Below are 13,466 nucleotides of genomic sequence, written 5' to 3'. Positions count from 1 at the left end.
ACCTGAATGAATTCTTGATATGCTTCCAAAAACAGGAGGCGATTATGTCCGGTCATCACAAGAACAAAGGTTTTAGTCAGACAAGTAAAAAATATGACGGTGAAATCAAAGCTCAGCACCAACAAAGTCGCAACAAACAAATGGATCATCCAAGTCCAAAAAGAGAAGAAACAGACAGCGCTGTTGAACTTGAAAAATTCCGCGGGGCTGGCAAAAAATAAGGTTAATCCGCATCTAAGCGCAGCTCTCTGAAGCGAATGCGCATTTTTTCAAAGTTGGATTTTCCTCCGGGGCCGGTGATTTCTGGGTAAGTCGTTTCGGAACGACCAGAGACCACGGCCTTTTTCCCACCTGGCAAATAATCTCGTAGTTCCGAATTAACAGCAGGCGAGGCTATGAGCTCTTTGCGTTGTTCAATGCTTTCTTCCGGTTTTGTCGATGCGTGCGCGACTTCAAGTTGCGAATCCTGCGGCAGAGACGATGGCGGCGGCAGTGGAACTTTAGGCGGAGAGGAGACAGTAGTTGGTGCTGGAGTTGTGGGAGCTATTGGAGCTGTTGAATTAGAGTTTCCACCGGAAGTTTTAGCGTCAGATTCTTCGTCACATTGTTGTCCTTGCTTCAGCGAATTTGCGAGCGATAGAATGGCAACTCCGGATGACGCTAGCAAAAGCCCATAAGTATGCTGACAAAGTTTTTCTTTGGAATGGATGGTTCTTTTATCAGCCATGCTGGCTTCGAGTTTCACTTGAGAATAGATTTGTTTTTTATAGGTGTTTAATGAGGCGTAAGCGGCAGGGCACGTTGCCGGAATGGGAGATGTGCAGGTCGCTCCGTTGGAAACTAGACCTTTAAGAATTTTTTTAAGACCATTTGCCGCTGCCGCACAGGACATATTGCACTTCTTGCGCAAAAGCCCACAAGCTCCTGTGTAAGCGGTAATCCCTAGTTGCGCTAAGCTCATCGCTTTAGAAAATGTTTTACAAGTATCATTGATCGCAAGACTGTTCACACCAGCAAGAATGATATTTAAGCCGGCCAAAGTTTTCTGTAGATCCGGACTTGTTTCTTCACGGCAAAACGTAGCTGCTCGAACTTGATCTTGAATGCAAGATTCTCGACTGGCTTGATATTCTTGAAAGCCACTTTCCAAGATCGACAGTTCAGGAATCGCCAAAGACCCGGAGGCTACCAAGCCAGAAATTCCTTTCAAAGCCGCCGAAATATTCTGAGGAACTCCTTCCAATCCCTTGGGAACGACCTCATCAGGAGTAAAAGGTTCCGCAGCTGTCGCGGTTAGAGCCTGTGTATGAGAAATACAAAACAATGCCATTAAAAACACGATGACCCGTTTCAAATTTCCCCCTAAGAAACCTTTCGGAAGAAATACTTCGCGGGAAAAGCATTGGAACTGTTTTTCCAACACGACTTGGTAATTTGAAGATTATTTTTGGACCTCAAAGACCTCAGAATCGGACACCGCAAAAATGCGACTTCCGGCGCGGGGTCTTACGGTGTAACCGCCTGTCAGACTACCAAAGGCCGGTACGGTCAGACACTTTCTCTCTAAAACAAAGCAAGGCAATTTTAATCGCAGGGGACCTTCGTGAAGAAGGACTAAGGGATGTGTGTGCCCTTGAATCTGAAAAAGATGTGAGCGGGGATTCTTATGACCATGAGTCATTAGAAACGGTCCCATTTCAATTTCCTCTTCGACCAAATGAAAGGGCAGGCCTTTTAAAATTTCGTGAGCTCCATATTCGTGGTTCCCCAAAAGCAGAGTCCAGTGCACGTGCTCGTGGACAGCGAAAAACTCGCGAAAATCCCGGACAACGACTTCGCTAAGACTGAATTTGTTGTGGATCCAATCTCCAAGAACGACGACTTTTTCGATGTGATATTTCTGTATCAAATAACTGATGCGTTCTAAATCCACACGGTGATTTCCTGAAGGAAGGGGAACTCCGGCGGCTTGATAGCTTTCGGCCTTTCCTAAATGCACGTCGGAAATTCCTAAAAGATGTTCTGCCTGCCAAAAAAAGGCTTTTTCAGGCAAAAGTTCAATGTCTTCGTTCGCGACCGTGATCTTCATTTTTCTTTTCCCAAGTTTTCTTAAGTCTGGCGATTTTAGCTTCCAAACTCTCGTTGGAAAGATTTCCCACAGCGATATTTTCCACCACTAAAGGAAATGAAAGCGGTGAGGGCGTTTCCAATTCCACCCAGCGCACTTTCATTTTACGCAGACGTTGTAAAGTCTTGCGCATACGTCCGCTTTCCAAAGAATTGGCAAGGACTTCGTCAAAACTTTGGCGAATCAATAAATTATTCGGCTCGTGTTTCTTAAAAACTTCATAAAGAAGCGAGGAACTGATCTGCATCTGGCGGCCTGTTTTCGGAGACCCCGGATATCCCGTAAAAACAAGACCTGCGATTTTTGCAATCTCGCGAAACTGACGCTGGCTTAGCTGACCGATCTGTAAGGACTGACCAATCTCTTCAACCAAATTGTCATCTGAAAAAAAGTCGTCATCAAAAAGTTTTTCAAAGTCATAATCCACAGGTCCGGTGATTTCAAAACCATAGTCGTTAACAGCAAAGGAAAACGTTGTCGGTGCTCTTCGCGCAAATCGATAACCCCAGAGCTGGGCAAGTCCTTCATGCACCGAGCGTCCCTCAAATGGATACACAAAAATATGATCTCCTTCTTTGGAATTCCATTTTTCAATAAGAAGAATGTCCGCTCCAGGTAAAACCGAAACTTCTTTTTGCGTCTCTAAAAGGGGAGACAGAAGCCGGTCCAAGCCAGGGTGTTTTTCGGTTAAAACTTCACGAAACGCTTGCCCCAACGTTTCAGAAATCGGAAACCGTCCGCCGTCCCAAGAGGGAACTACGTTTGTGACGGCCTTGCTGGAACGCACATAGGCAGTCATGTCTTTTAAAAGAACAAACTCCAATTTTTTTCCCGCAAATTGAAACACATCGCCTTTTTTAAGTTTGGAAATGAAACTCTCTTCCACAGAGCCGATACGATTTCGATTGGTATAAGAAACCTGCACGGATTCCCGTGACACAATCGTTCCAATACTCATGCGATGCATATGCGCGATCTTAGGTGAGGCCGGTCGATATTTTCCTTCTTCTTCATCGTAAATAAGTTTGTGAAACTGAGGATAGGCCTGCAGAGTTTCGCCGCCACGAGTGAGAAATTGACGACACCAGTTCAATTCTTCTTGGCTAATATCAGAAAAAGAATATGTTTCCTTTAAAGAAAGCCAGAGCTCATCCAGACGCAGCCCGGGCCCACAGGCCAGTGTCATCATATGCTGTAACAGCACATCCATTGGTTTTTTTAACGGTCGGCGAGGCTCAATATGTTTTTCTTTGAGAGCTTTTTTGACGGCTTCAAGTTCCAAGATTTCCCAGGAGTTTGTCGGAACAAACAAGAGCCTGCTTTTTCCTCCAGGACGATGTGCTGAGCGCCCGGCTCTTTGAATCATTCGCGCCACCATTTTAGGACTGCCGATTTGAACGACGCGCTCAACGGGCTGAAAATCAACTCCTAGATCCAAGGAAGAAGTAGCGACGACCCATTTTAAAGATCCATTTTTTACACCTTCTTCAACGGCCTCGCGTTCTTCGCGGTCTAATGAGCTGTGATGAAGTGCCATGACCGGAGCCATATGTGGCGCCATTTCTAACATCACTTCAAACCATCTTTCCGCTTGGGAGCGTGTGTTTGTAAAAATAAGGGTAGAGATTTCCGGATCAAGTTCTTCAATGAGTTTTTCTTTTAAGGCGAATCCAAGATGTCCTGCCCAGGGAAAACGATCAATTTTTTGAGGTAAAAGACAATCTAGTACCAAATTTCGATCAGAGCTTCCTGATATTATTCGCGGTTCTTGCGAGCGGCCGACGGCGACCTTCGCTGCTTCTTCAATATTTCCAACGGAGGCCGATAACGCCCACGTCTGTAAATCCGGATTTAAAGAACGTAAATAGGAAAGTGAAAGTTCACAAAGACTTCCTCTTTTGCTGGCCATCAACTCATGCCACTCATCTAAGATGACGACTTGAAGATTTTTAAAAATCTCATCGGCTTCATGTTGAGAAATTAAAACGGCGAGAGATTCGGGTGTCGTGAGTAAAAGATCCGCCGGTGAAAACAGCTGGCGTTTTTTTTGCGAGAAAGAAGTGTCCCCGGTTCGAGTATCAATTTTAAGAGGCCATTTCTCTTGTAAAATAGGTTCGTAAATGGCAGTGGCTAAGTCACGGGTTAACGCTCTTAAGGGAGTCAGGTATAATATCTTTAAACCTTTTGAGGGGCGGGCTAAAAGCTTTGCAAATGGACCCATCACAGCCGCATACGTTTTTCCCGCTCCTGTAGGGATGCGTAAGAGTCCTGATTCACCCTCGAGATAGGCTTTCCAAGACTCTTCTTGGAAGGGAAAAGCCTTCCAGCCGCGACGATGAAAAAAAGCATGAATGGGTTTAAGTTCATTCATCTTTTCTGACTCCGTTTAAAAGTTCACTTGCGGTTTCAAGAGTATCGGCATCTTCAGGCTTTTTGTCTTTACGCCAGCGTAAAATTCGCGGAAAGCGAACGGCAATTCCCGATTTATGACGTGTTGAGGGACTGATTCCTTCAAAACCAATTTCAAAAACGTGCAAAGGTTCTACGGCTCGCACCGGACCAAATTTTTCTTTCGTGTGACGGCGAATCCACGCATCCAGCTCGTCAATTTCGGTTTGGTTTAAACCAGAATACGCTTTGGCAAAAGGAATCAGCTCTCTATTTTCATTCCACAGAGCAAAAGTGTAATCGGTATAAAGATTCGATCGTCTGCCCGTACCGGATTGGGCATACAATAAAACAGCATCCAGTGTCAGTGGATCTACTTTATGTTTCCACCAATTTCCGGTCTTGCGACCTACTGAATAAACACCCTCCCAAAGTTTTAACATCAAACCTTCAGCCTCATTTTCACGAGCCGTATGACGGAGTTCTTCAAGGTCCTGCAAAGACTCAACGGAGAGAAGAGAAGAAAAACGCACTTGAGGATGCTCCAATTTTTCTATTAAAGACTTTAAAATTTCTTTGCGCTCACGCAGAGGTTTTTGACGAATATCTTGGCCTCGATATTCCAAACAATCATAAGCAAAAAAACCTGCAGGGCGTTCACTCATAACAGCCGCTGAGACCTTCTTTCGTCCCAATCTTTTTTGCAATTCCTGAAAAGGTAAAATGGAACCTTCTTTATAAACTAAGATTTCACCGTCAACCACCGTTCCATCTGGCAGACGCATGAATACAGGCGCTAGATCAGGAAAACTTTCTGTGATTTGCTCCTCACCACGGGACCAGATCCAAAGTTGTTTTTCGCGGCGGATAACCTGCGCTCGAATGCCGTCATACTTCCACTCGATGCACCATCTTTCGGGGGTAAAATCTCGTTCGCTGCGCTCATTCCAGGGATGGGCTAGACAAAATGGATAGGGCTGACTAAAACCAATCTCGGTGACTTCCTTAGAAACTAAATTTTGAAATGCTTCTTTGCCTGTTCGAATGTTTCCGGTCAAGCGGTGGGCGATCTGATCAGTAGGAAGTTCGTAGATCTCCGCCACGGCGCGAATCACAAGTTTTTCACTGACACCAACCCGAAAGGCTCCGGTAATAAGTTTATTGAGAATAAAAACTTCCTGATAAGTGAGATCTCGCCACCATTCTAAAAGGCGCTCAGCTTGTTCGGTTTCATTTTCTATTTGTGCGAGCGCAGGAATTTCTTCCTCCATCCACAAAGCCAAACTTTTATCCTTAGTCCCAGAGATTTCTCGGCATAAGTTTAACGAATGTGCCAACAGACTTAAAGTTTCAGCAGTGTCGCCAACGTGATCATAACTCTCAGCAAAAAGCCAGGGAGGATAATTTGTCGAAGTCAAAAACAAGTGACTTAACGTGCGTGAAGTCAGAACACGTTTACTCAAACGTCCCGTTAACAATAATATCGTCCACATGGAGTCTTCCGGATCGGTTACTGCGAAATACTTTTTGAGAGCGTCCACTTTTTCGTTGGTGGAGGTGGTTGAATCCAGTTCATCAAAAAGTTTTGCAAACGTTTTCACGAAGCTTCCTCTTGAGCTTCATATTCGGTCGTGAAAAGACGAACGGTTTTTCCCTGGTCCGTTAAATATCGTTGCAAGACATCCGTCCTTCCGTGGGTGAGAAAGACCGTTGTGGCTCCTGTTGCTTGGATGGTTTGATTGAGTTCGTTCCAATCCGCGTGATCTGACAAAGCGAAGCCTTTTTCATATCCTTTGCGGCGGCGAGTTCCGCGAACCTGCATCCAGCCAGAGGCAAAAGCCGTTTGCGGTTCCTTAAACCGCTTCATCCACGGAGAACGGTGGGCCGAAGGAGGCGCAAGGATCAACTCTCCTTTGAAGGGAAAATTCTTTTCATGATCAAAAATAGAACGTGTTTCGGCCATGACCACTCCGGCATCTTTATAGACTTTCGTAATTGCCTCCATGGCACCGTGAATATAAATCGGCCGATCTGTCAGATTTTTAAGCTCGGCTAAAACACGTTGAGCTTTGCCAAGAGCGTAACAGAATAAAAGAGAAGGCCGAGTTGGATCTTCTTGCCACCAATCAAATATTTTCTGTGCAGTCACTTCTCCGGCGTCCCACTTGTAAACTGGAAGTGCAAAGGTGGCTTCGGAAATAAAACTGTCGCAGGGAACAACTTCAAAAGCATCGCAGGTGGGATCCGGTGTTCTTTTGTAATCGCCGGAAGCCACCCAGATTTTATTTTTATACTCAATACGAATCTGCGCTGAGCCGAGAATATGTCCTGCCGGGTGAAAGCTCACCCATGTGTTTCCCATTTTAAATTTTTCATTCCATTTCTTTTCGACGATCGGTAAGGCGTCTCCTAAACGAAGGCGTAAAAGAGGGGCGCATTTTTCTGTGGAATAATAGACCTTACATCCCCAATGAGCGTGATCTGAATGAGCATGTGTGATCACGGCTTGGCGCACGGGGCGCCAAGGGTCGATAAAAAAGTCACCAGGTTCGCAATAAAGACCTTCCTCGGTGGCGCGAATAAGATCCATTTTTTATCCCGCTTTAATGTGAATGTGATGCCATTTTTCTGCAGCTCTCCGCACATTCACGGCAGATTTCAATGCACTCTTTCATCATATAATCGCCACCATCAATTCTTTCGCAGTCATCGGCGCAGGCGTCACAGACTTTAGCACACACTGCACAGGTGTCTTCGTGAAATTCCGACTCTGCAAGCATAAATCTTACTGAGGTTTCGCAAATCGCGGCACAGATAGAAAGAAGATTAATATGTTCTGCCCCCGCATGTTCACCCCCCAGATGCAGGCAATGAGGAATCAAGCGAGTGCACACCTGAAAACATTCGGCACAATTGGCAATACACTCTTCCATTCCTGCATGGCTTTTAAAGAATTCGGATGTTTGGCTATCTGATCTAAAGGATGATGTTCGTTCCATAGAAGCCTCCCGTTTTTCCTTCTTTCATGCTGAGCCGAGTATATGAAAGAGGACAGTTTTATTTTAACACCAGTCCGCCGACGGTCTGGTGTAGACGCACAAAATTTTTAAAAGAAGTGGGTTCCTGAGGGTTTCGGACTTAAAATCGAAGCAGTAAGGAGGATTTTATGGCTACTCAAAAAGGTGATAAAGAAAGTTGGTCGCGCAAATTGGGCGATAAAATCGAGAAAGTCGGGGACAAGGTTTCCAATAAAGCTCCAAAGACCGGAAGAGTTATCCACGACGCCGGAGACAAAATTGAACACTGGAGCGATAAAAAAGACAAACCTGGCAATCCTGGATCGATCTAAATTTAAAATTAAAAGCGGCAAGATCTCATAGAGTCTTGCCGCTCTTCTGTTAACGGATACCGCAGACAAGAGTGAACTTTTCCCAATTTCCAATCTTAGTAGCGTCGGTATGAATCACATCAGTAATGCGCCCACCGCCACCGACGGCCGTCACATAATTTCCTGTAGCCGTTTGAATGGCATAGACATCACCGCCAAGAGGAATAAAAGTAAATTTTTCCCACGCTTGTAGCTGAGTGGCATCAGAGTGAATGACATCTGTAATACGCCCGCCACCTCCGACGGCTGTGAGATAGTGGCCGTTGTAAGTTTTAATACCATAGTGGATCGGTGTGCCTTCGCAAGAATCTTCCAAAATAAATTTTTCCCAATTGCGAAGCCTTGTGGCATCTGTATGAATCACATCAGTAATACGTCCTCCGCCGCCCACGGCGGTGACATAGTTTCCGGTGTAAGTTTTTATCGCACACTTAATCGGCCCGTTACACGCATAAGCGCCTGAAGTAAAACCAACCATGGAAAATAAAGCAGCTAACAAAATCATCGTTTTCATAAAAATCTCCTTGGGCTTAAAGATTCCAAAACTCACGACGACTTTGAAGATGTAAAAACACAGCACTTGCAATTTATCGCCACGGATTGACTCGGAAACTTTTCGGACCAGAATGGCTGAAATATTTTTTGAAAGGAAATTTATGAAGTCTCTATTTTTAGCTGCAGTGGTAGCTCTAAGTGCTCCGGTTTTCGCCAATGCTGCAAGTATTATCAAATTTGAAACTATGTACGGTGTTGACGGTCCTTTTGTGGGAGGAACACAAATCCGTAATGTGCTGGGTGATGAACTGCCTTGGGTGATTAAAAGTGCCAAAGGTTCATTGTCTACCGACGGTATGCTTGACATCAAAGTGAGAGGTTTGGTTTTTAGTAATGATGAAATAGTTCCGCCGGACAAGCGCGGCATTAATGATGAGAAAGAGTTTCGCGGCTTGGTGAGCTGTTTATCAGAAACTCACGACGGTAAAGTGACAACTGTCAATGTGGTAACAAAGGGATTTCCAGCGACGACAAGCGGAAATTCCCGCATCCGAGCAAAGATCAAACTTCCTAAGGCGTGTGTCGCACCGATCATCTTTGTCTTGGCCGGATCCGAAAACAAATGGTTCTCAGTCACTGGTTTTGAAGCGGAATAAGAAAAAAAAGAGCGGGTGTTCAACCCGCTCTTTCTAAATCAATGAAAGATAACGGGAGGTTCTTCATGAGGACGTTTACGTTCATAGCGTTCTTGAATTTCCTCTTGCTCCGTACTCATTAAGACACCGACTTTATGAACACCAATCATCTTCCATCCATAAAATCCTGCTCCTAAAAGAGTCAAAGAGCCAATTCCTGTTAAGATCAATGACACTCCTAAATTCACCGGAGGCTCATTCCAAGTTCCGCTGATTATCGAAGCATTCACGGCAAACAAAGCGAGTGTAATAAGATTCAGTGACATGTGAATTAAGCCATCTGTTTTTGCCTCGGTTTTATTAGGAATACCCAGAGCCCAGTCAATGAATCCAGGGATCGCTGCTAAAACAGCCAATCCTACTGCAGCCATATTCGAAAAATATCCGAGCTTAAACCAAAAAATATCGGCACTCGTATAATAATAAACGGCAAAAGCAATAAAAGTGACGAGATAAAGTGTGATGGGAAATGCGACCAGCATAGGATGGATCGGATGTCCTTTAATGGAAGCCTTGCTATACATAAATCCTCCTTTGAATCGTTTTTTATTATAATAAGTGAGGCAGATTAAAACAGGGCCAGTGCGAAATTGCATCCGCTAGGGGAATAGGCCATAATTGTTCATGTATCTTTTATGGTCGAAGGTCTTTGAAGGCGGGAAGCTCTTATGTTTTCAAAAAGCAGTGTTGTGGTGATAATTTTTGCGGCTCTGTCATTTGTAGGATGTGGTCTTAAGGTCATTAACCCTAACGACAAAAATCCCAATGAAGGCACCTTGGCTCTGGACACATCCAACGGCGTAAAACTGGTTGCGACATACACATGCAAAGTGGAGTCGATGGGAAATCGTTACTCTGCCATGGCAAAAAGCGAAGAGGAGGCTCGCAAGGAAGTTCTTTATAAATGTAAAAGCAACACCTTGATTTCTTCCTGCGATCCCCAAAAAGTGAAGTGCGTAAAAAACTAAAAAATAAATTCAAGCTGGTCGGACACGGCGCTTTTGTTTAAATTTATAAAAGCGGAAGGTGTCAAAAAACTGATATCAAGGCCCCGCTGCAAACCTTTGTGACAGCCGCCAGCGGGACTTGAGATTTCAAGGTCGCCAAAGGCTTTCATCTGACTGACTAATTCCGGTTTCATTTTAATTGTAAACGGGGAAAGGCGCCACTCTTGGCCTTTCTTATCGTGATAAAGAGCTTTTCCAACTTCGAGCTCTAAAAGATCTCCGTTCCAGGAACCCATGCGAACGTCTTCGATATGAAGGGAGCCTTCAGCAACAGGGGCTTCAACCTTTGCATGCATTTTGACGATCAAACAGCGTTGACGAATTAACGGATGATATTCATGACTGACAGCTCGGGAATTTCCGCTTTTAGCAGTCAGTAAATTTGTCTTTCCAGTCAGACCATTATAAAGAACCACGTCTTTACCGGCAACGCCCCAATCATCAAACGGCGTGTGTCCAAGCATTGTCTCCTGGCCTGGGGAGTCAACCACCGAGAAGTTCGTCAAAGAGGATTTTTTTAATTTCAATCTGGCCGTGTGATCGTCAGACTCGTGACGGTGACCGAGTCCTTCATGCAGAAGAAAGCCAAACGCCGAAGGGGTTAAAGTCAAAGTGTCGACATCCAAAGTGGTTTGCAAAAGAGGTTTTTTAAAATAAGAAAAGTGTTCCTTCAAAAGCTTAACAAAATTCCCTTCGTTAAACTGGGCAAGAGGCGCAACAAAGTAAAAACCTTGGTTTCCGGGAATTTCGATATAAATACTTTCTTTGTATTGTTGAAACTTTTTGGCAGTCTTCACCGTGCGCAGATCCGCGCGTAAGGTGACACGATAGTTAGAAAGACCTTGCCGTTTTAATAAACGCAAAGCCTCTTTCAAAACAGCATGCAAGTGAAGCTGTCTTGTTTCATTTAACTGAAGTGTCAAGGACCCATGGCTGACATTGGGTCCCTCTTTGTGCCAGAATCCCGCCGTAGAATAAACTCTTTGATAAAGTTTTTTTCCAGCGGAGAAGCGGACGTCGATTTCAAATCTTTGGTGTTCGCGTTTTATTTTCATAAAGAATCACTTTGGCAGTGCCAGCAGTGCGGGTCACGGTGATAGGAGTGATGACGCCATTCCAACGTCAACGCATTGACGGAGATTTCAGTGTCAAGACTGCGCAATTCACCAAGACCCGTGAAGTATTTAATCACTTCCAAGCTTCCTACAGTAGAAACCAAGGCATTCAAAGGTCCAAAGGACGGTGCCTGATAGCGATCATCAAAAAGATTTTGAATTTCTGCGCTCGAGTGATCTGTTGTCTTCTCCTCCGAAGTTTGACTTTTAAAGCACTGATAGCACGAAGTCCTTCCTGGCACAGTCATCGGTCCTACGACGCCTTCTCCATCACGATATCCGATATTAAGATAAGGAATTTGCAATGCCTGGCAGGCCTCGTCCACCCAATCATGAATTTTTTCAGGGCGATCTGCCGAAAGAATAACGAAGTCCATGCCCTTTAGAACTTTTTTTAGTTCTTTGACAGAGGTTACTTTCATTTCGACAGGACGAACTTTTGTTTGTGTATTTTTCTTTTGTAGAGCCTTTGCAGCGACTTCTGTTTTAAGTTTTCCCAGATCTTTTTCGTCAAATAAAACCTGGCGAGTCAGATTTGTTAACTCAACTCGGTCAAAGTCAATAATACGGATTTCTTTAAATCCTGCACCAATCAAATTGAGTCCCACCCAGTTGCCAATACCACCGGCGCCGATCAAAGCCACTTTCTTTTGCGATAAAATTTTCTGCGCCTCAAGTCCATTTAAATCACCGAGTTGATAGAATAAAGAATGGCGGTCATAGCGTTCAAATTTTTTGGAACGCTTAGGAACTTCCACCAGGAGCTTTGCTGTTTTAAGTCCTTCAAGAACTTCTTGGGTTTTAGCTTCACTCCAGGAGAAATTCTTTTTTGCGGCATTTGCCGTTTTTGCTTGAAGGAAAAACTTAAGAACCTCCATGGCCTCTGAATCCAGCTGAACTTTTTTTGAAAGGTGGTCTGAAAAGCCAACGTTCAGAACGTAAGAATTTTTCTTTGTACGTTGAACATCTTGAATGCCTAAATAGCGGGGAACTTGATATTTCATAAAATAACTCTCTTTTTTCTTTGATTGATGAAAGATCCAACAACGATAAGAACAACCAGCCCAACGGAAATAAATCCGAAGTATTTAAAAAGGGGAACCAGGGAGGGCGCACTTTGCTGAGCGGGCACGAGCTGCCCGATGACATAAAGAGCTCCCACCATTCCCAGTCTTGAAATCAAACTCAAACTGCTCAAGATGGAGGCGCGGGAACTTGAATCAATATTTTCATTCATACGCACACCCAGGGACGTTCGTGCAATGGACAACGTTCCTTGAAGAAGGCAGAAAACAACCACGGCAAAAAGCCATGGGCTTTCTAAACCCAGCAGACAGTAGAGAGCCGAAAATACAGCAAATAAAACAATCGTGATTTTTGGTGAACGGAGGAACGGTTTTGCCGAATACTTTGCATAAATAGCTCCAAACAAAGCGGACGTTGCGCAATAGGCAGCAAAGATCAAACCCTGCTTTTCAGTTCCAAGCTGCGCATTTAAACTTTGAAAGTAAGGTTGCCAGTAGTGAAGCAAAGGCTGCACTGTGAACTGAATTAAAATATTGGCGATAAAAAAGGGCATTAAAGCCGGATGCAAGAGTCCTTGAGTGAAAGTGGCTTTAAGGTGCTTCTTAATATTTTTAAACCACGGAACATATTCGGAAGAACCCGTTTGAGTTTTCGCTGTCTCAGGAATGGACCATAAGAGAGCACCCATAAAAATATAAGAGCCAATGGCAGCTAAATAGGGAAGAGCTAAGCCTAAGTGGCCGAGGAATCCTCCGAGAAGACCAAAAACCAAAACAGTGACGCTATTTAAAGACTGATTAGAGTGAAAAAATCTGTCGATTTCTCCTGGAGTCTCTTCAAGCTTTGCCTCATCAATGGCGAAAGCTTCGAAGGCACCAGACCAAAAACAAAGTGAAAGTGCCGTGAGAATCTCGGCGATAACAAAGAAATTAAATCCTTCGCCCCAGTAGTAAAGAGCAAAGCCCAGAACCGCAAAAAGACTTGAGGCAAGAAGGCTTTTTTTATGTCCCATGCTGTCGGCCAAAACTCCCGTAGGAACTTCACCTAAAAGCACCGTCATTGCTTGAACGGATTTAAGAAACGCGATTTGTGAAAGACTCAAACCAGAATGAAGAAGATAAGTGACAGAGGTCGCACCAACAAACATTCGGCCGCCTTCAAAGAGAGCATCAATCGTAAGCATTTGATTAAAGCGTGAAACGTATTTCATAAAAGATCCTTAAA

The 13,466-nt window shown here is 44.3% G+C and carries 15 protein-coding genes; 4 read left to right on the top strand and 11 right to left on the bottom strand.

The features are described from left to right. Positions 1–44: 44 nt before the first annotated feature. Positions 45–221 (top strand): hypothetical protein, encoded by a 177-nt coding sequence (locus ACLSSO_RS13310; RefSeq protein ID WP_295901976.1) that lies wholly within the window; start codon positions 45–47, stop codon positions 219–221. A gap of 2 nt (positions 222–223) precedes the next feature. Here ACLSSO_RS13310 and ACLSSO_RS13305 read toward each other — a convergent pair whose 3' ends face one another. The 6 genes from ACLSSO_RS13305 to ACLSSO_RS13280 form a co-directional block, all read right to left on the bottom strand. Further along, a complete protein-coding gene (locus ACLSSO_RS13305) occupies positions 224–1,354 on the bottom strand; it encodes a hypothetical protein (protein ID WP_413943101.1) in 1,131 nt (376 codons plus the stop codon). A gap of 87 nt (positions 1,355–1,441) precedes the next feature. Beyond that, positions 1,442–2,089, bottom strand: coding sequence for a ligase-associated DNA damage response endonuclease PdeM (gene pdeM, locus ACLSSO_RS13300; RefSeq protein WP_295901970.1), 648 nt, complete (start codon positions 2,087–2,089; stop codon positions 1,442–1,444). Next, on the bottom strand, positions 2,058–4,499 hold the full coding sequence (locus ACLSSO_RS13295) for a ligase-associated DNA damage response DEXH box helicase (protein ID WP_413943100.1): 2,442 nt from the start codon (positions 4,497–4,499) through the stop codon (positions 2,058–2,060). The genes pdeM and ACLSSO_RS13295 overlap by 32 nt, the downstream gene beginning before the upstream one ends. Then, complete coding sequence (locus tag ACLSSO_RS13290) at positions 4,492–6,117, bottom strand: ATP-dependent DNA ligase (protein ID WP_413943099.1); 1,626 nt, start codon at positions 6,115–6,117, stop codon at positions 4,492–4,494. Before ACLSSO_RS13290 ends, ACLSSO_RS13295 begins: the two co-directional genes overlap by 8 nt. Further along, on the bottom strand, positions 6,114–7,106 hold the full coding sequence (locus tag ACLSSO_RS13285; RefSeq protein WP_413943098.1) for a ligase-associated DNA damage response exonuclease: 993 nt from the start codon (positions 7,104–7,106) through the stop codon (positions 6,114–6,116). Before ACLSSO_RS13285 ends, ACLSSO_RS13290 begins: the two co-directional genes overlap by 4 nt. Before the next feature lie 13 nt (positions 7,107–7,119). Then, the gene (locus tag ACLSSO_RS13280; protein ID WP_295901960.1) at positions 7,120–7,515 is read right to left on the bottom strand and encodes a four-helix bundle copper-binding protein; all 396 of its coding nucleotides are present in this window, start codon (positions 7,513–7,515) and stop codon (positions 7,120–7,122) included. Positions 7,516–7,682: 167 nt separating this feature from the next. Here ACLSSO_RS13280 and ACLSSO_RS13275 point away from each other — a divergent pair, with 167 nt between their 5' ends. Continuing rightward, the gene (locus ACLSSO_RS13275; protein WP_295901957.1) at positions 7,683–7,865 is read left to right on the top strand and encodes a hypothetical protein; all 183 of its coding nucleotides are present in this window, start codon (positions 7,683–7,685) and stop codon (positions 7,863–7,865) included. Between the two features lie 49 nt (positions 7,866–7,914). Here ACLSSO_RS13275 and ACLSSO_RS13270 read toward each other — a convergent pair whose 3' ends face one another. Further along, on the bottom strand, positions 7,915–8,418 hold the full coding sequence (locus ACLSSO_RS13270) for a fascin domain-containing protein (RefSeq protein WP_295901955.1): 504 nt from the start codon (positions 8,416–8,418) through the stop codon (positions 7,915–7,917). 142 nt (positions 8,419–8,560) lie between these two features. Between ACLSSO_RS13270 and ACLSSO_RS13265 the strand changes: the two genes are divergently transcribed. Next, positions 8,561–9,055 (top strand): hypothetical protein, encoded by a 495-nt coding sequence (locus ACLSSO_RS13265; protein WP_295901953.1) that lies wholly within the window; start codon positions 8,561–8,563, stop codon positions 9,053–9,055. Positions 9,056–9,093: 38 nt separating this feature from the next. Here the strand turns inward: ACLSSO_RS13265 and ACLSSO_RS13260 are convergent, their stop codons facing one another. Then, a complete protein-coding gene (locus tag ACLSSO_RS13260) occupies positions 9,094–9,618 on the bottom strand; it encodes a DUF2231 domain-containing protein (protein WP_295901951.1) in 525 nt (174 codons plus the stop codon). A gap of 144 nt (positions 9,619–9,762) precedes the next feature. Here ACLSSO_RS13260 and ACLSSO_RS13255 point away from each other — a divergent pair, with 144 nt between their 5' ends. Continuing rightward, entirely contained in the window at positions 9,763–10,062 is a 300-nt protein-coding gene (locus ACLSSO_RS13255) for a hypothetical protein (RefSeq protein ID WP_413943097.1), read from the top strand. Here ACLSSO_RS13255 and ACLSSO_RS13250 read toward each other — a convergent pair. The 3 genes from ACLSSO_RS13250 to ACLSSO_RS13240 are packed head-to-tail and all read right to left on the bottom strand — an operon-like array spanning position 10,059 to position 13,452. Further along, positions 10,059–11,156 carry a hypothetical protein gene (locus ACLSSO_RS13250; RefSeq protein ID WP_413943096.1) on the bottom strand — a complete coding sequence of 366 codons (1,098 nt, stop codon included), beginning with the start codon at positions 11,154–11,156 and terminating at the stop codon, positions 10,059–10,061. The two genes, ACLSSO_RS13255 and ACLSSO_RS13250, sit on opposite strands and share 4 nt — an antisense overlap. Next, a complete protein-coding gene (locus ACLSSO_RS13245; RefSeq protein ID WP_413943095.1) occupies positions 11,153–12,220 on the bottom strand; it encodes a TOMM precursor leader peptide-binding protein in 1,068 nt (355 codons plus the stop codon). Before ACLSSO_RS13245 ends, ACLSSO_RS13250 begins: the two co-directional genes overlap by 4 nt. Beyond that, positions 12,217–13,452, bottom strand: coding sequence for an MFS transporter (locus ACLSSO_RS13240; protein ID WP_413943094.1), 1,236 nt, complete (start codon positions 13,450–13,452; stop codon positions 12,217–12,219). The genes ACLSSO_RS13245 and ACLSSO_RS13240 overlap by 4 nt, the downstream gene beginning before the upstream one ends. Positions 13,453–13,466 lie beyond the last annotated feature (14 nt).

Origin of the sequence: Bdellovibrio sp. HCB-162 (assembly GCF_047344985.1) — a bacterium.
Lineage (GTDB): Bacteria > Bdellovibrionota > Bdellovibrionia > Bdellovibrionales > Bdellovibrionaceae > Bdellovibrio.
Note: the sequence above shows the minus strand (reverse complement) of the source record. Positions and strands in the feature narration are given on the sequence as shown.